The sequence below is a fragment of the Amphritea sp. HPY genome (assembly GCF_050870985.1).
Taxonomy (GTDB): domain Bacteria; phylum Pseudomonadota; class Gammaproteobacteria; order Pseudomonadales; family Balneatricaceae; genus Amphritea.
The window spans coordinates 1,706,147-1,731,918 of record NZ_CP194015.1 but is presented as its reverse complement, the minus strand read 5'-3'; the positions used below and the strand labels follow the sequence as shown (position 1 = coordinate 1,731,918).

Genomic DNA, 25,772 nt, shown 5'->3' with positions numbered 1-25,772 from the left:
GGTCTATTACTTTTTTTGAATATCTTTATTGGCACTTACCCCGTTCTGCGGGTAGATTAGCAGCTTAATTATATGAGTGAGCAAGGGGATTCCTGTGGCAGAGTTTGATTTTGACCTGTTTGTGATTGGCGCTGGTTCCGGCGGTGTGCGTGCCGGGCGTATGGCAGCAGCCATGGGAGTGCGTGTAGGTATGGCTGAAGATCGTTATCTTGGCGGTACCTGCGTCAATGTTGGTTGCGTGCCAAAGAAGCTGTTCGTATATGGCTCGCATTTCACTGAAGATTTTGAAAACGCAGCGGGTTTCGGCTGGACGGTTGGCAAACCAACATTTGACTGGCCGACGCTACGCGACAATAAAACTAAAGAGATCGAACGTCTTAACGGTATTTACCGCAATATGCTGGTTAATTCCGGGGTTCACCTGATCGATGGCCGGGCAAAAATTTCTGGTCCGAACTCGGTCACTGTCGCGGGTAAAGAATATACTGCGGAAAGAATTTTGATTGCTACTGGCGGCTGGCCTTTTGTACCGGATTTTCCGGGTAATGAGCACGTAATCAGCTCTAACGAAGTGTTTTACCTGGATCAGTTCCCTAAGCGCGCGATCGTGGTGGGCGGTGGTTATATCGCAGTAGAGTTTGCCGGTATATTTGCCGGGCTTGGCGCTGATACATCACTGATCTACCGCGGTGAGATTTTCCTGCGCGGCTTTGATCAGGAAGTGCGTGAGTTTACCGCAGCAGAGGTTGCGAAAAAGAACGTTGATCTGCGCTTCAGTACTAATATCGAGAAAATTGAAAAACAGCAGGACGGCTCACTGCTTGCCTATCTGACCGACGGCTCTGTACTGGAAACGGATACCATTATGTACGCGACCGGCCGGGTGCCGAATGTGACTGACCTGGGACTGGAGAATATCAAACTCGAGCAGGCTAAAAACGGTGCTATTGAGGTTAATGACCAGTTCCAGACGGCTGAACCATCGGTTTATGCCATTGGCGATGTTATTGACCGGATACAGTTAACGCCTGTCGCGCTGGCTGAAGGCATGGCACTGGTACGTAACTTATATGATGGTCAGAACCAGCAGGTTGATTATGATCTGATTGCCACCGCGGTGTTCTGTCAGCCGAACATTGGTACTGTTGGCCTGAGTGAAGAAAAGTGCCGTGAACTCTACGCCAACGTTGATGTCTATAAATCCAGCTTCCGGGCAATGAAGCACACTATCAGTGGTAGCGACGAGAAAACCTTCATGAAGATGCTGGTGGATCGTGATACCGATAAGGTGCTCGGTGTGCATATGGTAGGCCCTGATGCCGGGGAAATTATCCAGGGTATCGCGGTGGCGCTGAAAGCGGGCGCTACTAAGGCTGTATTTGATTCTACTATAGGTATTCACCCGACCGCTGCGGAAGAGTTTGTCACCATGCGTGAACCTGCGAGTTAGTTTTTTCTTCATCGACAAGTTGCCCCGGCTGTGTAAGCAGACCGGGGATTTTTTTGTCGGGAATAACTGATTAACGTTACTGTTTTAATGGAAGCGGATCAGCCGATTGGTGTAATAATTTATAGACAATAAAAAAAGGCCCGTGCAGGGCCTTTTCATATCAGCAGACAGAATTAAGCAGCGGTCTGTACATTGTTACGGCCGGCTTCTTTCGCCTGGTACAGAGCAGCGTCGGCGCGACCAATAAAGCTCTCTATCGCTTCATCGGCGTTCATTACGGCAACGCCGAAAGAAGCCGTCACTGAGCTGATTACAGTGCCGGATTTTTTCTGTTTGATACGGATAGCCATAATTTTCTGACGAATGGCTTCGGCCAGTTTTACCGCTTCAGCAATGGTTTTTCCAGGCAGCAGGACGGCAAATTCTTCGCCACCGAAGCGTACTGGCATCAAAGGTTCAACGCATTGGTCTTTGACCAGCTTGCCTACGTATTGCAGCACTTTATCGCCCATCAGGTGGCCATAAGTATCGTTAAACTTCTTAAAAAAATCGATGTCGACCATCACTAAAGCAACCTTGGGTGGTGTCTGGTTAGCTATTTGGCCCAGCTCCAGGTCGAATACCCGACGGTTATAGAGCCCGGTCAGTGGGTCGATGGTGGCGTCCTGGCGGCTCTGTTCCAATTCCTGTTTCAGGCTTTTAATCTCAGCCTGGGCTTCATCGATTTTGTTCTGGAATAAGCGTGCACTTTCACTGATAGTTTCAGTATTGACCGCGAGTTTCTGGATGATCATTTCCAGCGACTGATCGTCACTGCTATCGCGCAGGGCGGCAAGGCTGTCTTGCAGTACTTCATTGTAGACTTCTGTATCCTGGGCGGTTGTACTTGCCTGGCTTTCCAGGTCACCCATAACAGATAGCAGAGCGTTCTGAATATCTTCAGCGTTATTCACTTCATCGGTGATGAGGAAGTCCCTGAATAGCTGTTCGCTGATGATATTTGGGCAGGTGCCGTAGATCTCTAACGCTTTATTCATCTGTTCATTAAGCGCCGGCAGAGCCTGAGAAACGTAGGCATACCATAGAGAATAATTAAGCGGATTGGGTGGGATACAGTGCTTGACCATGAGTGGAATGGCCTGCCGCAGGAATTCAGCGGCCTGCTTAGGATTATCTGCGAACTTCATAATGCCCCTTTATCGCGGAAATCATAGTGTTTTTTTACTATCAATATATTGAGGCGGAAAATAATAACATCATTACTTGTATAACGGCACGGCTTAGCCTGATAATCGGTGAAAAAAATTAAACGTGCGTTTTAAAATTTAACTGCTGAATTTAAGACTAAATTGGCATTGATCTTTAGTGCTGTCTGGTAAACCCTTGATCTGATTAGATTCTCATAACAAAAATAACAGAGAAATCAGATGCACTTGATTCACGGGCTTTCCTTTAACAATCTGCGGGGTGATCTGCTGGGCGGTCTGACTGCCGCAGTAGTAGCGCTACCTCTGGCGCTGGCATTTGGTGTGTCATCCGGCGCAGGTGCTATTGCCGGACTGTATGGTGCTATTTTTGTTGGCTTGTTTGCCGCCATGTTTGGCGGAACGCCGAGCCAGGTTTCAGGTCCGACTGGTCCGATGACGGTGGTGATGGCATCGGTATTTACCCAGTTTGTTGCTATCGATCCTCAGAGTGGCCCATTACTGGCATTTACCGTGGTGATCATGGGGGGCTTTTTTCAGGTTCTTTTTGGCGTACTTAAGCTGGGTAAGTTCGTTACGCTGGTGCCGTTCCCGGTAATATCCGGTTTTATGAGTGGTATCGGCATTATTATCATCCTGTTACAGCTCGGCCCTTTGTTTGGATTCCCGGCCTCAGCCAGCGTGCTGGAGTCGTTTCAGGCGATTCCCGTTTATCTGGATCAACCGGATGGCGCTGCCTTACTGTTAGGTGGTACAACGCTGGCGATTATTCTTTTTTGTCCGCGAAAACTGGCAACTCTGGTGCCGCCTGCACTGATTGCGCTGGTGGTTGGCACTATTCTTTATCTCACTCTGCATGGCGATAAGTCGTTGGCAATCATTGGCCATATTCCAACAGGATTGCCTGAAATAAGATGGCCGGTAGTGAGTATCTCACTGTTGCAGGAGATGTTGTTTGCCGCTGTCATGCTGGCGGTGCTGGGCTCGATTGATTCGCTGCTGACCTCGCTGGTGGCTGACAGTATGACAAAAACCGTGCATGACTCAGAGCGGGAGCTGATCGGCCAGGGACTGGGTAATATGGTGGCGGGTTTGTTTGGCGGTTTGCCCGGTGCCGGTGCAACTATGCGTACCGTAGTCAATATTAAAGCGGGAGGTACGACGCCATTATCAGGCATGTTTCATGCCTTGGTTTTAATTATTATTGTGCTGGGTGCGGCTCCACTGGCCGAGAATATTCCCCACGCTGTGTTGGCGGGTATCCTGATTAAAGTGGGGCTGGATATTATCGACTGGCGCTTTTTGAGGCGTTTCTACAGAGCGCCGTTATTCGTTGTTTGCCTGATGCTTCTGGTGATGGGTCTAACCGTTTTTGTCGACCTGGTGACAGCGGTGTTTGTCGGTGTGTTTCTGGCCAATGTAGTAACTGTAAAGAGGTTGTCAGAAAATCAGTTAGACAGTATTCGGATTATCGATAGCCATGCCGGTAAAGATGAGGGCTTATCGAAGCGAGAGCGTCGGGTGCTGCAAGACAGTCAGGGGCGTATCGTGCTGTACTATTTCGATGGCCCGATCAGTTATGCTTCGGCCAAGAGACTCTCTGCGAAACTTGATGATGCACGGCCCCATGATGCTTTGATGTTAGACATGGGTCATGTGCCATTTATCGATGTATCTACCGCACTGGCAATTGAAGATATAATTCTGGATGCGCATAAGGTTGGCCGTGATGTACACATCATCGGCTTAAATGCGATCGTTAAGGATATTCTGGTACGGCTGAGGATATTAGACCTGATTCCGTCACAGTTTTGTCATGAAAAAAGAGCCGAAGCCCTGGAGGCTGCCTTTCAGGTATTGATCTGGGATGAGTTGAACTGAGATGTTTCAGGCTGTTTAATCAATTTTTAACGTAATCTGATGTTGAAACGGCGTCAGTGAGGCGATGAATCCGTCAATTTTATCCTGTTCGATTTGGCCTTGAATCAGCAACTGTTCACCAAAACTACGTTCTGTAACACTGACGTTGAAACTGCTGATCAGATGTTCAATATCGCCGGTAAGGTTATAAGGGGTAGTAAGCTGCAGGGCAGAGGTGGGGATTACTGTTTCTTTCTCTAGGACTTTAAGTGCTTCTTGTACTGATTGCCCGTATGCCCTGACAAGCCCTCCTGTACCGAGCTTAACGCCACCAAAGTAACGTGTAACAACGGCGCAGATCTCACCAAGCTCACTATGTCTCAGAATATTCAGCATCGGCTGACCGGCGGTGCCTTTGGGTTCGCCATCGTCACTGGAGTTCCACTGATGGGGGTCATCTGGCATGCCGGCAATATAGCTCCAGCAGTTATGATTTGCTTTCGGATGCAGTCGTTTTATCGAGCGAACAAATTCATCCGCCTCTGCCCGGCCTGATACCGGGCTGATATAACAGATGAAACGACTGTGTTTTATCTCAAGTTCGGCACTTGCAGGCGCTGAGGGTCGTAAATAAGTCATGGGCCAATCAGTTGAGTCTTGTGCTTTTTGTACCCAGCCAAAGATGGATACCCTTAAACCAGCCGAATTCGGAGAGTGATTTCGAAAGCTTTTGCTCCAGCTCAATCAGGTTCAGTTGTTTGTTGGCTTCACTGTTGAGTAGCATCAGGTCAATCTCAATGGCATCGCTACGGTAGTGCAGGGTAAGCCGGCTGATATCGGGATCGGGTACCCCCAGCGCTTCAAGGCTTTGCCACAGAATACCGCTGACTTCAGTTCGCATCGGCAAGGTCTTGCAGTAATTGACTTCCTCTTCGTCATCGTAGGTGTCTATATGGAAGATGACATGCCCGATATCTTCAAATTTCCCTTTCAGGCGATAAACTGCGGCATCACCGATATAGTGACCCTCAGAGGCACTCAGATGGGGCGCAACTTGCAGATGCATTTCCAGTAAGCTCTGACTGCCCATGTTACGGCTTTTGAAGCTGTGTACGCTGAGTACGCCCTCTACCCGCATTATCTCAGTGGTATATTGTGAAACCTGTTCTTCAGGCAGACCGGTATCAACCAGCTCTTTGATGCTTTTCCAGGTCAGCTCCCAGCCGACCTTTGCAACTACAAAAGCAACAATGACGGCGGCCAGAGCATCGAGCCAGACATAGCCGGACATGGCACCGGCAACACCGATAAAAACCACTATCGATGAGAGTGCGTCGGTGCGGCTGTGCCAGGCGTTAGCAATGATCAGATCTGACTTGATACGCTTGCCGACCGCCATGGTGTAATGGAAGATCCATTCTTTAGCGCCGATAGAGACAGCCGCAACGATCAGGGCTGGCCACTCTGGTAACGGGATCTGGTCGCTGGTGAGCAATATCAGAACGCTTTCGTAGGCCATTGCACCTGCGACAGCGATCAGGATGCAGCCTAACAGCACGGTGCCTATGGTTTCGAAACGGGCGTGCCCCCAGGGATGGTCTTCATCGGGTTCCTGGTGGGAGTATTTAAGCACTGCGACGACCAGAAAATCGGTTAGCAGGTCAGACAGAGAGTGGATGCCGTCGGCAACCAGCGCGCTGGAATGTGCTATCAGACCGATAGTGATCTTAAGCAGGCCAAGTATCGTATCGATTATGGCGCCAACCAGGGTTACTCGCTGGGCTTGTTGTTGTTTCTGTTCTGGACTGTACATAGGAATTTCAGGCTGACAAATAAACGGGATCCAATGTTACGATCTCTATACCTGTTTAACCAGATGAAGAAGGTTTTTTTTATAGCTTTTTGTTACAAGAATTAGCTTGACTTCCCTCTGTCACAGCAGCGACGTGGTTTTGCAATAAAAAGTGGAAAAATGCCAGTATTGCAGCCCGTGATTATAGTTTTAAGATGGTATCTATTTGATTTTAAAGCAATAAAACAGCTGGTTAAAAAGTGATCAGTTTGTGGGGGTTAGCCCTGTTACAGGCCTTTGCGAGGAGAATCGCAGGGCTACCCACAGCGTTATCCACAGGAAGTGTGGGTAGATGGATACAGGCCAGTGTCGGTGCGTACTGGAAGCCGTTGTATTTAATTTGCGACGCTTTTAATATAAGCAAAGTCTAATAATTGATAACACAAGGATCTATGCTATGGCGGCCGATTCAGTCCTTACGGTTTTGTTACCGGCAGCGCTGTTTATCATCATGTTGGGAATGGGGGTATCGCTTAAGCCGGCTGACTTCAGGCAGCTAATTGAGCGTCCGGGTGTTGTTCTTCTGGGCTCAGTGTTGCAGTTAGTTGCACTACCTGCTCTGGGGTTTATCGTTGTTACTCTGCTGCACCTGCCAGCGGTGCTGGCTGCAGGTTTAATGGTCGTTACGTTTGCCCCGGGCGGCGCAACATCAAATATGATCAGTCATCTGTGTCGTGCTGACACTGCACTGTCAATCAGCCTTACTGCAGTTAGCAGCCTGCTGAGCCCGCTAACTCTGCCGTTACTTACCTATCTGGTACTTGAGCACTTCATGGGGCAGGGAGTGGTGTTTGAGTTGTCATTGATCAGCACAGCAGCAAAACTGTTTACGGTGACATTGATTCCCGTTGCTATTGGTATTTCGCTGAATTTGCGCTGGCCGCATCTTTGCCAGCCGCTGCAGAAAATAGTCAAGTTGCTGTCTTTGTTGTTTATGCTGATCGTGGTGGTGCTGATCACGGCTGGTAATTCTGCCGGGCTACCGCTGCTGTTACCACAGTTAGCACCGGCAGTGTTGCTGTTGGCGGGTAGTGCTATGCTGTGTGGTTATCTGGTACCGCGCTATCTGTTTAATCTGGATGTGAAAACCGGATTAACTCTGGCGATTGAAACCGGGATTCAGAATGCGGGTACGGCATTGATGGTTACTGGAGCAATATTACACAATCCGGAGATGTCTATGGCTGTGTTGTTATACGGTATCTTAATGCAGATCCCGGCTCTACTGTTGATAATCTATCGTAATGCAGCACCGCTCTACCTGTTCAGGCCAGAAGCTTAATCAGGTAGAAGTGACGAACTAACAAATTAGTCAATACCGATAAATTTATGTGTTTGCAGGCTTAATTTCCATTGGGGGTGCTGTAGGCAGTATTGAACTGCTGCGCTGGTATTGTCTGCTTGCAGGCCGTTATCCATTGGTTGCAGGTAGAAATTTTCGAAACTGAGTTCGGTGAATTGTTCAGGCATCGCTTGTGCCTGAGGGTAAACCAGTTTCAGTTCGTTACCTTGCTTCAGTATCAGCTCAGCGTCGGATTTAGGGCTGACGCAGATCCAGTCGATACCTTGCGGGCAGGGCAGTGTGCCGTTGGTTTCAATCGCTATTTCAAGACCCTGGTCTTTGAATGCATCGACCAGAGGCTGATCAAGTTGCAACAAGGGTTCGCCACCGGTACAGACTACATAAGGAGTGCCCTGATCTGCATCAGGCCACAGTGCCGCTACCGCTTCGGCCAGTGCCGCAGGCGTGGTAAATTTAGCGCCGTTCTGGCCATCGGTACCGATGAAGTCAGTATCGCAGAAATCGCACACCGCTTTTGCTCTGTCCTGTTCCCGGCCTGACCACAGATTACAGCCGGCAAAACGACAAAACACTGCTGGCCGGCCCGCATGGGCGCCTTCGCCCTGCAGGGTGTAAAACATCTCTTTTACGCTGTAAATTGAACTCACCGAACTGTCACTCATAACAAAATTAACAACAATACCGTGCTCTGCATTAAGCCGCAGAGCAGGCCGGGCTAGTCTACACAGTGATCAGCATAGTGCAATTGGTTTTAGCTTATCAGACTAATTACTATATCTCGGGCGGGTGACGCTGAAGAATCTTTGTTGTATAAATACCCTTATAGCTCGTCGTTATTAGTTTATAACCAAGAGTGCTTAATAATTGCCTGAACGAGTTAACCGATAGATCAAATAATAAAAGGTGTGAAAATGTTTAAAGGAACGGTAGCGGGGATTCTGTTAGGTACGATTATTATGAGTGCCCCTTTAGCAGAAGCAGAGGGTACAAAAAAAGCGATGATCGCACCGGGGCTGTTTTCGTTTACTGTCGATCATGAAGGTGATGCGATAGAAGTGATGCGTAATCAGAACCCTGAGAACAGGGTGTCTGAACTTTACAGCACGACGTTCCGCGGCACACCGCAAGCGATGAATCCTTTCGCGCCACATGATGTTGAAACATTGGGAGAGCGTGAATTCACAGAGTATATGATGCAGGCGGAAAAAGATGAGACGATTATGATCGTCGATACCCGCACAGAAGGCTGGCATTATCGCCTGACTATTCCAGGTTCCCAGAATTATCCGTTTACGCTGATGGATGAACAGGAGTCATTGGAAGATACGCTGGATGATTTCGGTGTTGAAATTACTGGTGCAAAAACTGATTTTAATAATGCCAGGACACTGGTCATGTTCTGTAATGGCTACTGGTGTGGCCAGACTCCGGCAATGGGTCGTGCACTGCTGAATGCGGGCTACCCGGAAGATAAGCTGAAATATTACCGTGGCGGCATGCAGGCCTGGACCAGCCTGGGGCTCACAGTGGTTGGCGAGGCTGTAGAGTAAAAGTAAAACGCAGCTGAATAAAGAACGCGCCTATTGGCGCGTTTATTTAATCAGACCGAATCCCTTCATTGTGTGAACAAGGTCTTTAGCATCTACAACAAGCAAGTCACGAAGTGACGATCTAGCAACTAATCAGGGGCGCTGAGCTTCGCCGCCGAAAGCTTCCAGCAGTTTTGGAATTAAGCGGGTCAGTTCCAGAGACATCTGGACAAAGTCGGCGTCAAAGCATTCTAATGCCTCATCCGGGCTGTCTTGCTCCATCTTCTCTTTCAGCTGATCGGATAGCTTGATCCGCTTGATGCAGAGGTCGTCCTGCAGGATAAAGTTAAGGCTTTCCTGCCATTCCAGTGCCAGTTTAACGACTCGCTTGCCGGCTTCCAGGTGCAATTTTATCTCGTCGCTTTCCAGATCCTGACCTTTGCAGCGGATGACGCCGTTTTCCATAGCGCTGTCACGCAGCTCACATTCATCCAATGGGATCAGTCCCTGGAACTGTTCACCAGGCTGTTCCAGCCAGTTGGACATAACCGCTGAAGGGGATTGATTAACGTCTGGCAGTACGACGGGCAGGGAGCCCAGAACACTGCGCAGATGGCTAAGCAGTTCTTCGGCGCGCTTATGGCTGCTGGCATCGACAATCATCAGGTCATGATCCGGAGCTATCAGTGCCCAGGTTTTTGAGTATTTGCTGAATGCGCGGGGTAGCAGATCGATGACAATCTCATCTTTGAGCTGATCTTTTTCTTTCTTAAAAACCTTGCGCGCCTGCTCATGCTCAATGACCTTGACCTTGTCATCCAACTTCTGGCGAATCACGGTGGCGGGTAGAATCTTTTCCTCTTTCTGACCCGCTATGAGCATGAAACCATTACCAGCGTGAACCAGCATATCGGACATACCATTGGTTGGGCTGACCCAGCCAAAACGGCTCAGTTCCTGGCTGCCGCAGGGGGTAAAGGCTTTCTCCAGCAATTGTTCTTCAAGGGCTTCCGGGGTATAGCTGAAAGTCTGACTGAAACGGTAAAAGATCGCGTTTTTAAACCACATGCACAGGCCCTAAGTATGAATTTATAGAAAGTGTTGGGTAGAGAAAATAATGGTATAGAGAAATCACGGTATACCGAAGTGACGGTATTGTAATGGGATCTTACGGCGCTTAACAGTGATTACTCGTGCCGGGGCTAAACAAGCATCGATACTATGGCTGAGTGCTACTCATCTGCAGCTTGTCGGAAGCTTGTGCTACGGCTTTATCAACGTAGTAGCCGTACATCTCCACAGTACTGATGCCTACCATCTTCTGCACTAGTTCCGTGCTATTTTGCGGGTCAAGGAACAGTAATGTCGGGGTCAGTGAGGTACCGTAGCGGCGGGCAAACTCAGAGGTGTCGAGACGGATCCCCGTAAGATCCGTCATACTGCGGTCATCATGAATGATCAGGTTGCGGAATAGCAGTTTAGCGTCGTAATGGCCGCTGATCTGCATCGGTTTGAGTATCTCTTCTTCGATAAGCTCACAGTAACTGCAGCCAGGCTGGCTTACTAATACCAGCAGGAAACGTTCATTCCCCGCAAGTTGCTGGTCCTGCTGCAGGTTGCTAAGAACAGGCAGTGGCTGGGCAAAAGCTGTTGCACTGAAAAACAGAAATACAGCGCTCAGCAGGGTGTTACTGAAGAAGCTGCTGAACGATAATTGTAATTTCATAGTTGCCCTAGGAAGTCGGTAATGTTTTCGATCACTTCATCAGCATACAGGTCACGGAAGTAGTGATCGGCACCTTCGATAACAACCGATTGTACCCGATCATTATTCACACTGGGCATCTTTACCTGAAGATCACTGACAGTGTGGTCGTCGGATCCGATTATGACCAGGCTGGGAAGTGTTGCCTGTTGCAGCAGAGTGGGGGTATCAAATCGCGTATCAGGCTGATAGTAGGATACAAAACTCCCGGCTGAGACTTTACTGTCCTGGCAGTAGATGAAGCCGGTATTTTCCAGCCATTGTCCGGCAGATGCTCCTTTAGCGCTGGTGAGCAGGGGGGCTAGCGCCTGCTGGTAGCGATTCTGGTATGCCGTGGCGTCCGTTACAGCATCCCAGGTTGCTGGTGCTATCAGGATCTGAGCTTTAGCCACACTGCTGTTCTCGTTGGCAAACCATGCGGTCTGGTTACCACCCCGTGAGTGCCCCATAAGGATAATGCCTTCAGCACCGTTATTTATTAGCCATTGCTGCCAGACACCAATCTCCTCGACGGCATCTGTATGAGCATGGTTGTGTGGCGTTGCACAGTCATACATGCCGTGCCGGTCGTTGACCCCCAAGCTTAGGTTGAGCGCCAGACTGGGGATCTCTTCGTCGGCGAGTAGTTCCTGTAACACCTGGATGATCTCCATGCCATTATGTGCCAGGGTGCCGTGGGTAATCAGTGCAATATCGCCGTTGAGGGGCTGGCCATCGATTAGCTGCAGATTGGCATTGAGGATGAGTCCTTCATGTTCAACCCTGATCTCTTGCGCAATGGTAAGAGAGCTGGCTGCAGTGATGCTGACGATGAGTGAAACCTGTGCTGCGAAGTGCTTACAAGACATAATGAAACCAAATCATTGTTTTTTTTGGTTATATTCTTATAACCAAAAGCATTTGGCAACCCTGTAAAGGTCGCAGCGGTAACCTCTTTCTGAATAAAAAAAACCGGAGCAGCGCCAGGCTTTCCGGTTTCGGGTGAGGCTGGTGAAGCATTACAGTCCTTCGTACGCCAGCAGTGTATGTACCGGGATACCGGACTCCTGGATTTTGGTAGAACCCTGCAGGTCGGGCAGATCAATCAGAGCGGCGGCCTCGTAAACTGTAGCGCCAAGCTCTTTGATGATGGTACTGGCCGCGAGGATAGTACCGCCGGTGGCGATCAGGTCATCAAAGATCAGTACATTATCGCCTTCTGCTACCGCATCTATCTGCATTTCAACTGCCGCGGTGCCGTACTCAAGATTATATTCCCGGTGAATGGTCTTACCTGGCAGCTTACCTTTTTTACGTACCAGCACCAGTGGGATATTCAACTGATAAGCCATGATTGAGCTGATCAGGAATCCTCTGGCATCGATGCTGGCGATATGCGTAATGTCAGAATCAATATAACGTTGAATAAAGGAATCAGAGATCATGCGCAGCGCTTTTGGATCTTTGAACAGCGGTGTAATGTCACGAAACATCACGCCTTCTTCAGGCCAGTCAGGAATAGTACGCATAACAGACTTGATATAGCATTCATCGAAAGACATTTTGGATCCTTAACAGAAAATCAGTAAAAGGTTCAGATCTGAACAGATTATAGGAGATAGGGGGTTGTTGCATAATTACAGCGCCCGTCACTGCAGTGCAGGGCGCTGAGTGATGTACTTCTCAGGAACTTGGGCAGGTCTTGTCTTCACAGATGTCCGCGTTTGGCGATTCACCAGACAGGTTGTAAATCTCTTCAAGATCAGTCAGTTCGATCTCTTTACCATCAACGCTGATGAGATCCATTTTCTGGAAACGGGTAAAGATCCGGCTTACGGTTTCTACCGCCAGGCCGAGGTAATTTCCGATCTCGTTACGGGACATGGATAAGCGGAAATTAACCGCAGAATAGCCTCTGGCCTTGAAACGACTGGAGAGTTTAACCAGAAAGGTGGCAACCCGCTGCTCAGCGTTTTTCTTGCTGAGAAGAAGCATCATTTGTTGGTCGTCACGAATCTCTTTACTCATAGTGCGCAGGATCTGACGGCGAAGTTCAGGCAGCTGCCCAGACAACTCATCGAGACGCTCAAAAGGAATTTCGCAGACTGTAGTGGTTTCCAGGATCTTGGCGGAGACCGGATACTCTTCGTTATCAAAGCCACTCATACCCACCAGTTCACCAGGAAAGTAGAAGCCAGTGATCTGCTCTTCACCTTCATTGGTCAGGGTGTAGGTTTTAATGGTTCCGGCGCGTAGCGCGTAAACGGTAGAGAATGGCTCACCCTGATGAAACAGGTGGTCACCTTTTTTCAGGGGGCGGCTTTTGTCGATAATATCGTCAAGCCGATCCATCTCGGTCATATTTAATGATACAGGCAAACACAGGGAGCTCAGGCTACAGGTATTGCAATGCCCCTGTTGTAAGCTGTGTAGTTTCCCTTCTGGCGCCTTATGGTTACCCATAAATAGATCCTGTTTTTATTTGTGACACGTTAGCTTAGTAATGAATTATCTACTAAATACGTATCAGGGTGAAGTGTTTCCCGTATCAAATGATACGGGAAAAGCTTCTCGTTGCTTGCTGCTTCGGTATATATGCATCGAAAGCCATGCAGATACGGCGAATCAGTAGCCGTCCGGCCGGGGTCACTTTTATGCTGCCCGGGGTCAGTTCGATCAGTCCGTCTTCAGTGAAATGTTCCAGTTCTGCCAGCTCTGCTGCGAAATATTCACGGAAATTTATATCTTGCGCTTGCTCAATCCTGCCCATATTCAGCTCAAAGTGACAGATAAGCTGATTGATCACAGCGCGACGGATGCGGTCATCCCGGGTTAGCGTAACACCACGCTTAATGGCGTCGGCACGGTCTTCTACCGCAGCAGTGTAAAGCGCCATGTCATGTTCGTTCTGATAATACACATCGCCAATCTGGCTGATTGCAGAGACGCCCATAGCGACCAGATCGCAATCGCTGTGTGTAGTATAGCCCTGGAAGTTGCGGTGCAGTTTGCCGTTCTGCTGTGCCAGCGCCAGCTCATCGTCCGGTTTAGCAAAGTGATCCATGCCGATATAAACATAACCGGCGTCCATTAACTTGCGGATAGTGGTTTCCAGTATCGCCAGCTTTGTTTCAGGGCTTGGCAGATCGTCCGCATTGATATGTTTCTGGGAGCGAAAGCGATCAGGCATATGCGCATAGTTAAAGACCGATAAGCGGTCGGGATCAAGCCCGATAATGGTATCCAGGGTCTTGTTGAAGCTTTCCAGAGTCTGATGCGGCAGGCCGTAGATCAGATCCATATTGATGGAGCGGAAGCCAAGGCGACGGGATTCAGCTAATACGGCGGCTACCTGCTCTACCGGTTGTATACGGTTAACCGCTTCCTGAACTTTCAGTTCAACATCCTGCACGCCGAAGCTGATGCGGTTGAAGCCGATCTCACGCAGTACTTTGAGTGCTTCGTTATCAACTTCGCGAGGATCAATCTCAATGGAATAATCGCCGGAATCATCATCCAGTAAATTGAAATTATCACGCAGTTTCTGCATCAGCTCGATCATCTGCTCATTGCTGATGAAGGTCGGCGTGCCACCTCCCCAGTGCAGCTGTTCGACGATACGGTCGTCTGAATACCACTTGGAGAGCTGTTCCATCTCTTTGTAAACCGTATCCAGATAAGGCTGCGCTTTCTTGCGGTTACGGGTAATTACCTTGTTACAGGCACAGTAGTAACAAACATGCGCACAAAAAGGGATATGTACATACAGTGACAGCGGTGAGGCCTGGTCGGCGGTTTGCTGACCGGTGTTTACCATATCCTGGGCCGACAGTTCAGGGTCGAACTGAATAGCGGTTGGGTAGGATGTATAGCGTGGGCCGGACAGGTCGTACCGGCGGATCAGATCCAGATCCCACTTAATCAGATTGTTCTGGTTCACAAGAAACTCTCACTTAAAACTGCAAAGTGCAGATTATAGTCGTTTCCGCTGGCGCTTTGTTGATATTCATCAAGCAATGCCCAGCCCCTGAAACGGAATTGTATAAACGCCGAATGCGATAATCATCATACCGGCAATAGTTTGTGTTTTACGGTTTTTCAGCAGTTGCTGTACCTGCTGTGCTAACAATCCAGTGGCTAACATGCCTGGTAGTGTGCCTAAGCCAAAGCAGGCCATCAGTAGTGCGGATTGCTGCCAGTTTGCGGCAGTAGCACTCCATATCAGCGTGCTATATACCAGCCCACAGGGTAGCCAGCCCCAGAGTGCACCGAGTAACAGTGCCTGAGGTGGTGACTTTACGGGTAATAACCTACTGCTGAAGGGCTGAATGTAGCGCCAGATAAAGGCACCCTGTTTTTCAAGATGGGACAGTCCTTTCCAGATCTGGGCAACATAGAGTCCCATCAGTACCAGAATAATGCCGGCCAGTGTGCGTAGGAATACGGCTATTTCCGGCGAACTGATGAGCCAGCCAAGAACGCCCAGCAGGCCGCCGGCGACACTGTAGCTGGCAATGCGGCCCAGATTAAAACCGGCCAACAGGAGCAGGGGGTTGCTATTGCGCTTGTCGATACCCATCGCAACTGCGCTGGATATTCCGCCGCACATGCCCAGGCAGTGGGCGCTACCCAGCAGGCCCAGAAGCAGCGCGGTGACGGCAGACAGAGATTCGGTCATCACTTCTTATCTGAAGTCTTGCCTGGTTTAGCATCATCCGGGATCAGATGCTCATCGTCATCGTACAGGATGCTGTGGGCTGGCGATTCAAGGTCGTCGTACTGGCCGCTATTGACCGACCAGAAAAAACCACAGATAGCGAGTCCGGCCAGAATAATTGCGATAGGTATAAGCAGATATAAAATGTTCATTTTCAGCGACCTTTCTGGCTTGTTTGATTGTTTGATTTCAGGCGATACATTTTGCTTAGCTTAGATAAACGCATTGCATTGCCCACGACTACCAGAGAGCTGGCTGACATGCCGATAGCAGCCATATAGGGGGCTATCATTCCGGTGGCTGCAAGCGGCAGCGCTATCAGGTTATAGATCAATGCCCAGCCCAGGTTCTGCCTGATTATAGACTGTGTTTTACGTGCCAGGTTCAATGCCTGTGGCAGTCGGTGAAGATCGCTGGATATGAGTATGGCATCGGCGTTTGTCTTGGCTAGATCGGTTGCTGAGCCCATCGCGATCGATGTTTGGGCGCCAGCCAGCACCGGAATGTCGTTGATGCCGTCACCCACCATGATGACTCTGGCGCCTTCATCCTGTAGTTGCTGAATATGCTGTAGCTTCTGCTCAGGTGTGACGCCTGAGATAGCCTGGTCAATATTCAGTTCCGATGCGATATGCTGAACCGCGGCTGAGCTGTCGCCGGTCAGCATCTGCACCTGAAGCCCTTGCTGGCGTAGCTGGTTAATTGTGTTCAGCGCCTGTTTACGGGCCGGATCATTAAGACCAAACCAGGCAATGACTTCGCTTTCACTGGCGAGCAATAACCATTGGTTCTTGTCGTCTGGCGCAGCGTCATAATTCAGTTTTTGTCCGCAGTGCCGACTGGCAAATTCAGGTTTACCGATAAAGAAATGCTCGCCGTTAACGGTACCTTCCAGTCCCTGACCAACATGGTTTGTAACGTTATCGGCAGGGGCGATGCCGTGCAGCGTCGAGAAATGATGAAATGCTTTTGCGATCGGATGTTCTGAATGGGATTCCAGAGCACTGGCAATGCTCAGGCAGTCATCACGGGAGAGTGTATTGATCGGCTCGACCTGTTGCAGCGACAAATTGCCTTCGGTCAGGGTGCCGGTTTTATCGAACACAATATGGGTGGCCCGTGACAAGCTCTCAAGAACGTGGCCCCGGGTGATAAGCAGTCCGTTCTGGCGCAGGGTGCCGGTGGCAACAGTTAAAGCTGTCGGGGTCGCCAGTGAGAGTGCACATGGACAGGTGACCACCAGCACAGAAAGGGTGACCCAGAATGCATGCTGTGGAGCGATGAACCACCATGAGATGGCTACGGTAAATGCGGTAAGCAGTACCGCAGCGACGAAATACCCGGCCAGGCGATCCGCTACGCGGGCAACTGCAGGCTTTTCTTCGTGGGCGCGTTCAAGTAGTCGGACGATTGCAGAAAGTTGTGTTGCAGCGCCGACCTGGGTGATCTCAATCTGTATCGGGTTCTCTACATTGATCGTGCCGCCGACTACCGGGTCCCCACTGTTCTTGCTGAGGGGCAGGTATTCGCCGGTGAGGGCTGACTCGTCAATACTGCTTTTGCCGCTGACTATGTTGCCGTCAGCTGGAATGGTGTGGCCCGGCTTAACCAGTACCCGGTCGCCAACACAAAGATCATTGGCCGGTATCATATGTTCTTCACTGTCTCGCAGCACAATGGCGCTGGCAGGCAAAAGATTCATCAGTGAATTGCCGGCACGTCCTGTACGGTGACGGGCTTTCATTTCCAGAAAACGACCGATCAGAAGGAAGAAAGTAAACATGGTGACCGAGTCATAATAGACTTCGCCCGATGCCGTTACAGTGGCCCATATGCTGGCCAGATAGGCTCCACCTATAGCCAGGGAAACAGGAACATCCATGGTCAGGTGGCGGGTTTTAAGATCGCGCAGTGCCGCTTCAAAGAAGGGCCGTGCTGAATAGATCACTACCGGTGTGGCGAGGACAAAGCTGGCCCAGCGAATAAATGTAACCAGGTGATCTTCAAGGCCCTGAATATCGCCAGCGTATAGCGCGATTGCGAGCATCATTACCTGCATGCAGAAAACACCGGCAATGCCGAGGCGGCGGGTTGCCTTACGTGTTTCCTGGGCGAGCAGTTGTTCTTCCTTATCGGGGTGGTATGGGTGCCCCTGATAACCGATACGGTGGATCGCCAGCAAAATTTCACTGAGCTTAATGCTGCTTTCATCCCAGTTAAGCTGGGCGCGGTGGTTGGTCAGGTTAACGCTGACTTTGACCACACCTTCGAGGTTGCTGATATGGTGTTCAAGTAACCAGACACAAGCTGCGCAGGTGATGCCTTCGATTACCAGTGAAGCTTGTTTGTCACCGCTCTCTAGGGTTGTGACAAATGCTTTTTGAATTGAAGGTTGATCGCACAGTGCAAGTTCCGCTAATAATTGATCAGGAATGACCTGCTCACTAAATTCGGGAGAGGTTGCCTCGCTGGTTCTGTGCTTGTAATAATTGTCGAGTCCGCCTTCGGTGATCGCCTGTGCTACTGCCTGACAGCCTGGGCAGCACATACGGCGTGGCTTGCCACTGATAACGGTAACAAACTGCGATTTGACAGGAACGTCAAGCCCACAGTGAAAGCAGGCTTGATCGTTAATGATGTGATCCTGAGAAGCGTTCATGGAGTGTGCTTACTGAACACCTAGTTTGAAAGTTTGCTCGTCGTACGGTGGCGCGACTTGCTGTACTAGTTGCCATTGCTTATCAGCAGGCTGCAGAATCAGGTTTTTCCTGCCCTTGAGTACTGCTTCCAGAGCACCAGCGTAATAGCCGTCCTTAAGTTGACGAAGTTGCACTGTGATATCGAGCGACGCTTTAGTCGGGTGGCCGATTATCAACTGCAGTGATTGTGGCAGTTCAGTCCCTGTGCTGCTATTCAGTTGCAGATTAATGTCGCCTGTTAGCAGGTCCATACGCAGGTCGCCGTACAAGCCAAGTTCTCTTGCAGCTTCGGTCTTCGTCGTGTCTTCGTGAAATGCTTTAGCTTTCTTAGTGTATTCTTCAAGTACGACGCCGTCATGGGTAACCATCGCCGCAGTGATATATACCGTTGAATAGAGCAAAGTGGCGATTAGCGGCGCCAGAATAAACCACAGCCACGGCTGCTTATACCATGGTGATGGAGTGCTTTGATCGGTCATAAAAATCCTTAAATAAAGCAATAGCTGCACGGAGATAAATCCGGCAGCTATTCTAACTCAGTCGAGTCGTTAGGGGGTAGGGTTATCGCAGTCGATTTAACGAGTTGCCTGACTGTTCCCTGTTAGTGGCGTTTGGCCGGGCCGATAAACCTGTTTTCCTGTTCCAACATAATATCTTCATCATCGAGGGCCTGAACTTTGAACATAATGTTGTAGTTCGGGCGATCAAGGAAGCGGGGATCAGCTTGTAGACTCACAGGGTAGTCTAAAAGTTCACCGGATCGGATGGTCACCTCATGCTCTGCCATCATTGTCAGGCCATCGATGCCTGATACTTCGATGCTGTACTGGTGATCCTCCTGCGACTTATTGGCCAGTTTCAGCGTATAGACGTTCTCAATCATGCCGTTAGACGCTTCAACATAGAGCTGGCCCCGGTCTCTGAGAATATCCACTTCTAATGGGATGCGGGTAAACAGGGTGTAACCAAATGCGATAAACATAGCGCACAGGCAGGCAAAGTAAGCGATCAGGCGTGGCCGCAGAATATGAGTTTCGCCGCCTTCCAATGCGTGTTCGGTTGTGTAACGTATCAGGCCTCGGTCGTAGCCCATGCGATCCATGATATCGTCGCAAGCATCGACGCAGGCGCCACAGGCTACGCATTCGTATTGCAGGCCGTCGCGAATATCGATACCTACCGGACAAACATGAACACAGTTGCCGCAGTCGATACAATCACCCATACCCTGTGCTTTGTAGTCGGCATTTTTCTTACGCTTGCCGCGGTTTTCACCACGTTCTTCATCATAAGAAATTACCAGTGTGTCCTGATCGAACATAACGCTCTGAAAGCGGGCGTAAGGGCACATATAGATACAAACCTGCTCACGTAGCCAGCCGGCATTGGCATATGTGGCGATGGTCAAAAAGCCTATCCACCAGGTTTCCCATGGGCCAAGATTCCAGCTTAATACCGCGGGGGTCAGCTCTCTGATAGGTGTGAAGTAGCCGACAAAAGCGATTGCAGAGGCAGCGGCAATAAAAAGCCATAAGCTGTGCTTGGCAGTTTTTTTGATGGCTTTCTGACCGCTCCAGCCCTGTTTGTCCAGCCGCATTCGCTGGTTACGATCACCTTCGGTAACCCGTTCGGCCCATATGAAGAACCAGGTCCAGACAAACTGAGGGCAAGCATAGCCACACCAGAGGCGTCCGGCAAAAACGGTAACGAAAAACAGTACGAAGGCGAGAATTATCAGGAGCCAGGATAGCAGCATGAAATCCTGCGGCCAGAAGGTAATGCCAAAAACATGGAATTGACGGCTTGGCAGGTCAAACAATATCGCCTGGTGGCCGTCCCATTGGATCCAGGAAAAACCGTAAAACATAACCAGCATTATAAAGCCGGAGATAGTACGTAAATTTTTGAAGAGGCCTTTGTAGTACTTAACGTAGATGTGTTCACGTTTGGCGTACAGGTCAAAGCTTTCAGCTTTACTGTTGTTGCTTTTCGGTGTTACGTCTTTAACTGGTATTTGATTCATACCATCCCTCACCATCAATATTTCGAAATTCCTGCGCTACTAAGCCAGGGCTCAACTGGTTTATTAGCGAATTTGAATATTATACGCGGTTAAATCTCGGAGGTAACCTGCGGCATAAAAAAAGGCGATATGAAATTAATCATACCGCCTTTTTCCTGATCTAAGCCTTACTTGTTAGAAAGGCTGTATACATAAGCGGTGATCAGATGAATCTTCTCATCGCTCAGCAGATCTTTATGCGCAGGCATTACACCACTACGACCGGTACGGATGGTGTGGCTGACTTTCTCGAAAGAGGAGCCGTATAGCCATACATCATCGGTCAGGTCGGGTGCGCCCAGCGCTTGCAGACCAGTACCATCCTGGCTGTGACAAGCTGTACATAGCGCCTGGAACTGTTGCTGTCCGCGGGCAGCCGCTTCAGCATCGGATTCCTTGCCGCTCAGAGACATAACATAGCTAGTTACGTCGCGTACACCTTCTTCACCCAGCACCGCGCCCCAAGGAGGCATCGCACCGGTACGACCGCTGGCGATAGTCTGCTTGATAACGTCTGGTGCACCACCGTACAGCCAGTCACCGTCGGTCAGGTTAGGGAAGCCGTGTGCGCCTGAACCTGTAGCACCGTGACACAGTGAACAGTTGTTAGCGAACATGCGCTGACCCATTTTCAGACCATCTGGCTGAGATTGCAGGTCTTCGACAGACATGGCTGCGTATTTAGCGAAAACAGGTTTGTATACCTCTTCCGCGTGCGCCATCTCTTCTTCCCACTGGCCAACAGAGGTCCAGCCAAGTACACCCTTGAAGTTACCCAGACCCGGGTACATTACAAGGTAAACCAGTCCAAAAATGATAGTTGCAACAAACATCTGCAACCACCAGCTTGGCAGCGGGTTATCGTACTCTTCGATACCGTCAAATGCGTGACCAAGGGTTTCCTCGGTCGCTTCTTTGTGTGGTTCGCTTCGGCGTGTTGCCCAAAGTAACCATGCACAGCCTAAAATAACTGCCAGAGTAATAACAGTTATCCATGCGCTCCAAAAAGCACTCATTGTTCTTTTCTCCCGTTATCAGCGCCTAGCGTCCGTTGATCCTGCTCATCATCTGCAAAGGGCAGGTTTGATGCATCATCAAACCCTTTGCGATTGCCGGGCAGTAATACCCAGATAAACAACCCGATGAAAGTGATCAGCATCACAACAGGAATGTAGGGACCGTAAACTTCGTAGCTCACTATAATTACCGCTTGTTATTGTAAACGGAATGCAGTTTGCCTAATGACTGAAGGTAAGAGACCAATGCTACGACCTCTGTTTTACCTTCCACTTGCTCGCGAGCCGCAGAAGCGTCTTCTTCGGTGTATGGAACACCTAGCTTGGCAAGTACTTGCATTTTGGCAGCAGTGTCTTCACCTGACAGTTTGTTTTCAAACAGCCAAGGGTAAGACGGCATTTTAGATTCCGGTACAACGTCACGTGGGTTGTACAAGTGGGCACGATGCCAGTCATCACTATAACGACCGCCGACACGAGCCAGGTCAGGACCTGTACGCTTGGAACCCCACAGGAATGGGTGCTCCCAAACGCCTTCGTTGGCAGTTGAGTAGTGACCGTAGCGCTCAGTTTCAGCACGGAAAGGGCGGATCTGCTGGGAGTGACATACGTTACAGCCTTCACGGATGTAGATGTCACGACCTTCAAGTTCCAGCGCAGTATAAGTACGCAGTCCTTCGATCGGCTTAGTAGTAGAGTTGCTAAAGAACAGAGGTACGATTTCAGCAAGACCACCGCCACTGATCACCAGGATGATCAGCAGGATCATGATGCCAATGTTCTTTTCAATCGTTTCGTGTTTGATCATTTCAATGTGCTCCTCTGATCCTTAAGCTGCTTGCGCAGACGCGTCAGCTGCAGGAGCTGTGCTGTCTTTGCGTACAGTCTGCCATACGTTGTATGCCATCAGCAGCATACCAGTCAGGAAGAATGCTCCACCTAACGCACGTACGAAGAAACCAGGGTGGCTCGCTTCCAGAGCTTCTACGAAGCTGTATGTCAGAGTGCCGTCTTCGTTAACTGCACGCCACATCAGACCCTGCAGGATACCGTTCACCCACATCGCGCAGATGTAAAGAACCGTACCAATAGTGGCCAGCCAGAAGTGAGTGTTGATCAGGCCAACACTGAACATCTGAGTCTTGCCCCAGAGGCGAGGAATCATGTGATACACAGCACCGATAGAGATCATCGCTACCCAGCCCAGAGCGCCGGCGTGTACGTGGCCAACAGTCCAGTCAGTGTAGTGAGACAGTGCGTTTACAGTCTTGATAGACATCATCGGGCCTTCGAACGTAGACATACCGTAGAAGGACAGAGATACCACCAGGAAGCGCAGTACCGGATCGGTACGCAGCTTGTGCCATGCTCCTGACAGAGTCATCATGCCGTTGATCATGCCGCCCCATGAAGGTGCCAGCAGAACCAGAGACATAACCATCGCTACTGACTGAGTCCAGTCTGGCAGAGAGGTGTAGTGCAAGTGATGACCGCCAGCCCACATGTAGGTCGCAATCAGCGCCCAGAAGTGAACAATGGACAGACGGTAAGAGTAGATTGGACGCTCAGCCTGCTTAGGTACGAAGTAGTACATCATACCCAGGAAGCCCGCAGTCAGGAAGAATCCTACCGCGTTGTGTCCGTACCACCACTGCACCATCGCATCGACAGCACCAGGGTATACAGAGTAAGACTTGAACAGAGAAACAGGCATCGCTGCGCTGTTAACAATGTGCAGGACTGCAACGGTGATGATGAATGCCATATAGAACCAGTTGCCGACATAGATGTGAGATGTCTTACGCATCTTCACTGTACCCAGGAATACGACAGCGTAGGCTACCCATACTACTGTGATGAGCAGGTCAATTGGCCATTCCAGTTCAGCGTACTCTTTAGAAGAGGTGATACCCAGCGGCAGAGTGATAGCTGCGCTCAGGATTACCAGCTGCCAGCCCCAGAAGGTGAAAGCGGCTAGTTTGTCAGAAATCAGGCGAACCTGGCTCGTACGCTGTACGACGTAATAAGAGGTTGCGAACAGTGCGCAGCCTCCGAATGCAAAGATAACCGCGTTGGTATGTAACGGACGCAAACGACCGTAAGTCAACCAGGCGGTATCAAAGTTAAGTGCAGGCCATACTAACTGGGACGCGATTAATACGCCCACGGCCATTCCTACGATGCCCCATACCACTGTCATGATGGCGAATTGACGCACCACCTTGTAATTGTAGGTTGGGTGTTCAGCTGCTGTGCTCATATCAGGCTCTCATCAACAAGCTATTAGAAAGGTTTAGAAAGTAAATTTCCGTCGGCTATTATCTTTAAACACTAGTCACATTTCAATGCGTCTTGGGTATTAGTTGCGACATAGTGTCGCACTAATTATTTCGCTTTAACGGTTGTTTTTATGCACTGCAACATTTGCTATTGGCACTTAAGTTGTTGGTATTTAAGGGATTGTTGCTTATTCCATTATTGAATAAAAAGAGCTAAAAACCTAATAAAAACTATAAAATACTATTTTGGTATATTTTTTAGTTGGTATCAGACGTTACTAGTTTGCGTTTGTTTGATATAGATCAAGCGGATTTTCAGGCATAATTCGCCGCTTATTGCTACTGGAGTCAAAAATGTTAATCGATGGCAAGCCCGAATTAGGTCGGGTTTTATTTGCTCACGGCGCAGGCGCGCCGATGGATAGTGAATTCATGGAAGCGGTAGCACAAGCCCTTGTGGCCGGTGGATTACAGATTGTTCGTTTTGAATTTCCCTATATGCAAAAGCGCCGGGATGACGGTAAAAGGCGTCCGCCTGACCGCCAGCCGAAACTACTGCAATACTATGGCGAGCTTATCGGGCAATACCAGGAAGAAGGTGTGCCTCTATACCTTGCGGGAAAATCTATGGGTGGCAGGATGGCGACCATGCTGGCTGATCATGATGCTGTAGCTGGGTGTTTTGTCTATGGCTATCCGTTTTATGCCCCAGGAAAACTAGACCGTCCGAGAATTGATCATCTACAGCAAATTAATACACCGGTTCATATATTTCAGGGAACCCGTGATGCGATGGGGCGTCAAGAGATAGTGGATAGTTATGAATTAGCGCCTGCAATACAGTTGCACTGGCTTGAAGATGGTGATCACGATCTTAAACCGCGAAAAAAATCCGGAATAACTCAGGACGAGCATATAGCCGATGCAGTAGAATCCACGCTGCAATTTTGCCAATTGATAAGTGAAGGTAACGCCTGATGAATCACCTGCTACTGTATTGTCGCCCGGGGTTCGAAAAAGAGTGCGCCGCAGAAGTTCGGGATCTTTGTGAAAGCCAGGGTATATTTGGTTATTGCAAGCTGGAAGAGAACAGTGGCTATGCCCTGTTCGTCAGCCACCAGCCGAATGGTGCCAGTCAGGCAGTGGAGCAGTTGGATTTCAGTCGTTTGATTTTTGTGCGTCAATGGCTGGCCTGTCTGCCATTGATCGATGATATTGACAGTGATGATCGAATCAGTGCTTTGCTGCAGTTGATCGATCAGTTACCAATTTGTTCGGAATTAATCGTCGAACCGGCTGACACCACCGAAGGCCGTGAACTTCAACGGTTTTGTAATAGCTTTAGCTCTGCTTTCAGTCAGCGTCTGCGGAAGCAGGGGCTTATGGATCGCAGAGCGGTTAACCGGATGCACATTTTTGCTCTGTCCGGCACTCGTTTCTATTTAGGTTATGCGCCTGAGCAGAACTCAGCACCCTGGCCGATGGGCATAATGCGGCTTAAGTTTCCAAAAAATGCCCCAAGCCGGTCAACGCTTAAACTCGAGGAAGCCTGGCATTGGTTCATCCCGCAGCAGGATTGGGATCGTTATATAAGTAGTGGTAAACGGGCGGTCGATCTTGGTGCTGCGCCCGGCGGATGGACCTGGCAATTGGTAAATCAGAATATGTTCGTCACCGCGATTGATAATGGACCTATGGCTGAATCACTCATGGATAGTGGGCAGGTGACGCATCTTACGGAAGATGCTTTTACCTATCAGCCGTATAAATCCTTCGACTGGATGGTCTGCGATATTGTTGATAAGCCAACCAAAGTTACCGGGTTGATGACCCGTTGGCTGGTTAATGGCTGGTGTCGGGAAACGGTGTTTAATTTGAAACTGCCGATGAAGCAGCGTTATATGGAAGTTAAAAACTGCCTTGCAGCGTTGGAAGCTGATCTGCAGGAGGCGGGGGTGAAATATCATCTGGCGGCGAAACACCTTTACCATGACAGAGAGGAAATTACTGTGCATGTACGGGTGATGAATCCGGGGTTCTGATGCCGCTTTGAAAG

The 25,772-nt window shown here is 49.6% G+C and carries 25 protein-coding genes; 6 read left to right on the top strand and 19 right to left on the bottom strand.

Features of this window, described 5'->3' with window-relative positions; translation table 11 throughout:
• The first annotated feature begins 94 nt into the window (after nucleotides 1-94).
• Nucleotides 95-1,450 carry a glutathione-disulfide reductase gene (gorA, locus tag ACQUQM_RS07830; protein ID WP_432473926.1) on the top strand — a complete coding sequence of 452 codons (1,356 nt, stop codon included), beginning with the start codon at nucleotides 95-97 and terminating at the stop codon, nucleotides 1,448-1,450.
• A gap of 173 nt (nucleotides 1,451-1,623) precedes the next feature.
• On the opposite strand, the gene ACQUQM_RS07825 is transcribed toward gorA, so the two are convergent.
• A complete protein-coding gene (locus ACQUQM_RS07825; RefSeq protein WP_432473925.1) occupies nucleotides 1,624-2,637 on the bottom strand; it encodes a GGDEF domain-containing protein in 1,014 nt (337 codons plus the stop codon).
• A gap of 240 nt (nucleotides 2,638-2,877) precedes the next feature.
• Between ACQUQM_RS07825 and ACQUQM_RS07820 the strand changes: the two genes are divergently transcribed.
• Nucleotides 2,878-4,536, top strand: coding sequence for a SulP family inorganic anion transporter (locus ACQUQM_RS07820; protein ID WP_432473924.1), 1,659 nt, complete (start codon nucleotides 2,878-2,880; stop codon nucleotides 4,534-4,536).
• A 15-nt stretch (nucleotides 4,537-4,551) separates the two neighbouring features.
• Here the strand turns inward: ACQUQM_RS07820 and ACQUQM_RS07815 are convergent, their stop codons facing one another.
• Together ACQUQM_RS07815 and ACQUQM_RS07810 are read right to left on the bottom strand one after the other, a co-directional pair.
• Nucleotides 4,552-5,154: a YigZ family protein gene (locus tag ACQUQM_RS07815; RefSeq protein WP_432473923.1), complete on the bottom strand. Its 603-nt coding sequence runs from the start codon at nucleotides 5,152-5,154 to the stop codon at nucleotides 4,552-4,554.
• A gap of 7 nt (nucleotides 5,155-5,161) precedes the next feature.
• The gene (locus ACQUQM_RS07810) at nucleotides 5,162-6,328 is read right to left on the bottom strand and encodes a cation diffusion facilitator family transporter (RefSeq protein ID WP_432473922.1); all 1,167 of its coding nucleotides are present in this window, start codon (nucleotides 6,326-6,328) and stop codon (nucleotides 5,162-5,164) included.
• Between the two features lie 436 nt (nucleotides 6,329-6,764).
• Here ACQUQM_RS07810 and ACQUQM_RS07805 point away from each other — a divergent pair, with 436 nt between their 5' ends.
• A complete protein-coding gene (locus ACQUQM_RS07805) occupies nucleotides 6,765-7,649 on the top strand; it encodes a bile acid:sodium symporter family protein (protein ID WP_432473921.1) in 885 nt (294 codons plus the stop codon).
• A gap of 26 nt (nucleotides 7,650-7,675) precedes the next feature.
• On the opposite strand, the gene queE is transcribed toward ACQUQM_RS07805, so the two are convergent.
• Nucleotides 7,676-8,308, bottom strand: a complete 633-nt coding sequence (queE, locus tag ACQUQM_RS07800) for a 7-carboxy-7-deazaguanine synthase (protein WP_432474809.1) — start codon at nucleotides 8,306-8,308, stop codon at nucleotides 7,676-7,678.
• 273 nt (nucleotides 8,309-8,581) lie between these two features.
• Between queE and ACQUQM_RS07795 the strand changes: the two genes are divergently transcribed.
• Nucleotides 8,582-9,220: a rhodanese-like domain-containing protein gene (locus tag ACQUQM_RS07795; protein WP_432473920.1), complete on the top strand. Its 639-nt coding sequence runs from the start codon at nucleotides 8,582-8,584 to the stop codon at nucleotides 9,218-9,220.
• Nucleotides 9,221-9,352: 132 nt separating this feature from the next.
• On the opposite strand, the gene rdgC is transcribed toward ACQUQM_RS07795, so the two are convergent.
• The 15 genes from rdgC to ccoN form a co-directional block, all read right to left on the bottom strand.
• Complete coding sequence (gene rdgC / locus ACQUQM_RS07790; protein WP_432473919.1) at nucleotides 9,353-10,267, bottom strand: recombination-associated protein RdgC; 915 nt, start codon at nucleotides 10,265-10,267, stop codon at nucleotides 9,353-9,355.
• Between the two features lie 151 nt (nucleotides 10,268-10,418).
• Nucleotides 10,419-10,925 carry a thioredoxin family protein gene (locus ACQUQM_RS07785; RefSeq protein ID WP_432473918.1) on the bottom strand — a complete coding sequence of 169 codons (507 nt, stop codon included), beginning with the start codon at nucleotides 10,923-10,925 and terminating at the stop codon, nucleotides 10,419-10,421.
• On the bottom strand, nucleotides 10,922-11,812 hold the full coding sequence (locus ACQUQM_RS07780) for an alpha/beta hydrolase (RefSeq protein WP_432473917.1): 891 nt from the start codon (nucleotides 11,810-11,812) through the stop codon (nucleotides 10,922-10,924). The genes ACQUQM_RS07785 and ACQUQM_RS07780 overlap by 4 nt, the downstream gene beginning before the upstream one ends.
• Before the next feature lie 150 nt (nucleotides 11,813-11,962).
• A complete protein-coding gene (locus ACQUQM_RS07775) occupies nucleotides 11,963-12,505 on the bottom strand; it encodes an adenine phosphoribosyltransferase (RefSeq protein WP_432473916.1) in 543 nt (180 codons plus the stop codon).
• Nucleotides 12,506-12,626: 121 nt separating this feature from the next.
• Nucleotides 12,627-13,406, bottom strand: coding sequence for a fumarate/nitrate reduction transcriptional regulator Fnr (gene fnr, locus ACQUQM_RS07770; protein ID WP_432473915.1), 780 nt, complete (start codon nucleotides 13,404-13,406; stop codon nucleotides 12,627-12,629).
• Between the two features lie 85 nt (nucleotides 13,407-13,491).
• Nucleotides 13,492-14,883 carry an oxygen-independent coproporphyrinogen III oxidase gene (gene hemN, locus ACQUQM_RS07765; RefSeq protein ID WP_432473914.1) on the bottom strand — a complete coding sequence of 464 codons (1,392 nt, stop codon included), beginning with the start codon at nucleotides 14,881-14,883 and terminating at the stop codon, nucleotides 13,492-13,494.
• Between the two features lie 69 nt (nucleotides 14,884-14,952).
• Nucleotides 14,953-15,621: a sulfite exporter TauE/SafE family protein gene (locus tag ACQUQM_RS07760; protein WP_432473913.1), complete on the bottom strand. Its 669-nt coding sequence runs from the start codon at nucleotides 15,619-15,621 to the stop codon at nucleotides 14,953-14,955.
• A complete protein-coding gene (gene ccoS / locus ACQUQM_RS07755; protein WP_432473912.1) occupies nucleotides 15,621-15,812 on the bottom strand; it encodes a cbb3-type cytochrome oxidase assembly protein CcoS in 192 nt (63 codons plus the stop codon). Before ccoS ends, ACQUQM_RS07760 begins: the two co-directional genes overlap by 1 nt.
• Nucleotides 15,813-15,814: 2 nt before the next feature.
• On the bottom strand, nucleotides 15,815-18,319 hold the full coding sequence (locus ACQUQM_RS07750) for a heavy metal translocating P-type ATPase (protein WP_432473911.1): 2,505 nt from the start codon (nucleotides 18,317-18,319) through the stop codon (nucleotides 15,815-15,817).
• A gap of 9 nt (nucleotides 18,320-18,328) precedes the next feature.
• Entirely contained in the window at nucleotides 18,329-18,838 is a 510-nt protein-coding gene (locus ACQUQM_RS07745) for a FixH family protein (protein ID WP_432473910.1), read from the bottom strand.
• A gap of 122 nt (nucleotides 18,839-18,960) precedes the next feature.
• Complete coding sequence (ccoG, locus tag ACQUQM_RS07740; protein ID WP_432473909.1) at nucleotides 18,961-20,382, bottom strand: cytochrome c oxidase accessory protein CcoG; 1,422 nt, start codon at nucleotides 20,380-20,382, stop codon at nucleotides 18,961-18,963.
• 167 nt (nucleotides 20,383-20,549) lie between these two features.
• Nucleotides 20,550-21,437 carry a cytochrome-c oxidase, cbb3-type subunit III gene (gene ccoP, locus ACQUQM_RS07735; protein ID WP_432473908.1) on the bottom strand — a complete coding sequence of 296 codons (888 nt, stop codon included), beginning with the start codon at nucleotides 21,435-21,437 and terminating at the stop codon, nucleotides 20,550-20,552.
• Nucleotides 21,434-21,619, bottom strand: coding sequence for a cbb3-type cytochrome oxidase subunit 3 (locus tag ACQUQM_RS07730; protein ID WP_432473907.1), 186 nt, complete (start codon nucleotides 21,617-21,619; stop codon nucleotides 21,434-21,436). Before ACQUQM_RS07730 ends, ccoP begins: the two co-directional genes overlap by 4 nt.
• 5 nt (nucleotides 21,620-21,624) lie before the next feature.
• Nucleotides 21,625-22,245: a cytochrome-c oxidase, cbb3-type subunit II gene (gene ccoO, locus ACQUQM_RS07725; protein ID WP_432473906.1), complete on the bottom strand. Its 621-nt coding sequence runs from the start codon at nucleotides 22,243-22,245 to the stop codon at nucleotides 21,625-21,627.
• A gap of 21 nt (nucleotides 22,246-22,266) precedes the next feature.
• A complete protein-coding gene (ccoN, locus tag ACQUQM_RS07720; protein WP_432473905.1) occupies nucleotides 22,267-23,697 on the bottom strand; it encodes a cytochrome-c oxidase, cbb3-type subunit I in 1,431 nt (476 codons plus the stop codon).
• Between the two features lie 373 nt (nucleotides 23,698-24,070).
• On the opposite strand from ccoN, the gene ACQUQM_RS07715 reads away from it, so the two are divergent.
• Entirely contained in the window at nucleotides 24,071-24,694 is a 624-nt protein-coding gene (locus ACQUQM_RS07715; RefSeq protein ID WP_432473904.1) for an alpha/beta family hydrolase, read from the top strand.
• On the top strand, nucleotides 24,694-25,758 hold the full coding sequence (gene rlmM / locus ACQUQM_RS07710; protein ID WP_432473903.1) for a 23S rRNA (cytidine(2498)-2'-O)-methyltransferase RlmM: 1,065 nt from the start codon (nucleotides 24,694-24,696) through the stop codon (nucleotides 25,756-25,758). The genes ACQUQM_RS07715 and rlmM overlap by 1 nt, the downstream gene beginning before the upstream one ends.
• Nucleotides 25,759-25,772 lie beyond the last annotated feature (14 nt).

Coding starts and splice junctions, on each gene's coding strand:
- ACQUQM_RS07825 (WP_432473925.1), bottom strand. CDS start 2,637: ATGAAGTTCGCAGATAATCCTAAGCAGGCCGCTGAATTCCTGCGGCAG.
- ACQUQM_RS07820 (WP_432473924.1), top strand. CDS start 2,878: ATGCACTTGATTCACGGGCTTTCCTTTAACAATCTGCGGGGTGATCTG.
- ACQUQM_RS07815 (WP_432473923.1), bottom strand. CDS start 5,154: ATGACTTATTTACGACCCTCAGCGCCTGCAAGTGCCGAACTTGAGATA.
- ACQUQM_RS07810 (WP_432473922.1), bottom strand. CDS start 6,328: ATGTACAGTCCAGAACAGAAACAACAACAAGCCCAGCGAGTAACCCTG.
- ACQUQM_RS07805 (WP_432473921.1), top strand. CDS start 6,765: ATGGCGGCCGATTCAGTCCTTACGGTTTTGTTACCGGCAGCGCTGTTT.
- ACQUQM_RS07795 (WP_432473920.1), top strand. CDS start 8,582: ATGTTTAAAGGAACGGTAGCGGGGATTCTGTTAGGTACGATTATTATG.
- rdgC (WP_432473919.1), bottom strand. CDS start 10,267: ATGTGGTTTAAAAACGCGATCTTTTACCGTTTCAGTCAGACTTTCAGC.
- ACQUQM_RS07785 (WP_432473918.1), bottom strand. CDS start 10,925: ATGAAATTACAATTATCGTTCAGCAGCTTCTTCAGTAACACCCTGCTG.
- ACQUQM_RS07780 (WP_432473917.1), bottom strand. CDS start 11,812: ATGTCTTGTAAGCACTTCGCAGCACAGGTTTCACTCATCGTCAGCATC.
- ACQUQM_RS07775 (WP_432473916.1), bottom strand. CDS start 12,505: ATGTCTTTCGATGAATGCTATATCAAGTCTGTTATGCGTACTATTCCT.
- fnr (WP_432473915.1), bottom strand. CDS start 13,406: ATGGGTAACCATAAGGCGCCAGAAGGGAAACTACACAGCTTACAACAG.
- ACQUQM_RS07760 (WP_432473913.1), bottom strand. CDS start 15,621: ATGACCGAATCTCTGTCTGCCGTCACCGCGCTGCTTCTGGGCCTGCTG.
- ccoS (WP_432473912.1), bottom strand. CDS start 15,812: ATGAACATTTTATATCTGCTTATACCTATCGCAATTATTCTGGCCGGA.
- ACQUQM_RS07750 (WP_432473911.1), bottom strand. CDS start 18,319: ATGAACGCTTCTCAGGATCACATCATTAACGATCAAGCCTGCTTTCAC.
- ACQUQM_RS07745 (WP_432473910.1), bottom strand. CDS start 18,838: ATGACCGATCAAAGCACTCCATCACCATGGTATAAGCAGCCGTGGCTG.
- ccoG (WP_432473909.1), bottom strand. CDS start 20,382: ATGAATCAAATACCAGTTAAAGACGTAACACCGAAAAGCAACAACAGT.
- ccoP (WP_432473908.1), bottom strand. CDS start 21,437: ATGAGTGCTTTTTGGAGCGCATGGATAACTGTTATTACTCTGGCAGTT.
- ccoO (WP_432473906.1), bottom strand. CDS start 22,245: ATGATCAAACACGAAACGATTGAAAAGAACATTGGCATCATGATCCTG.
- ccoN (WP_432473905.1), bottom strand. CDS start 23,697: ATGAGCACAGCAGCTGAACACCCAACCTACAATTACAAGGTGGTGCGT.
- ACQUQM_RS07715 (WP_432473904.1), top strand. CDS start 24,071: ATGTTAATCGATGGCAAGCCCGAATTAGGTCGGGTTTTATTTGCTCAC.
- rlmM (WP_432473903.1), top strand. CDS start 24,694: ATGAATCACCTGCTACTGTATTGTCGCCCGGGGTTCGAAAAAGAGTGC.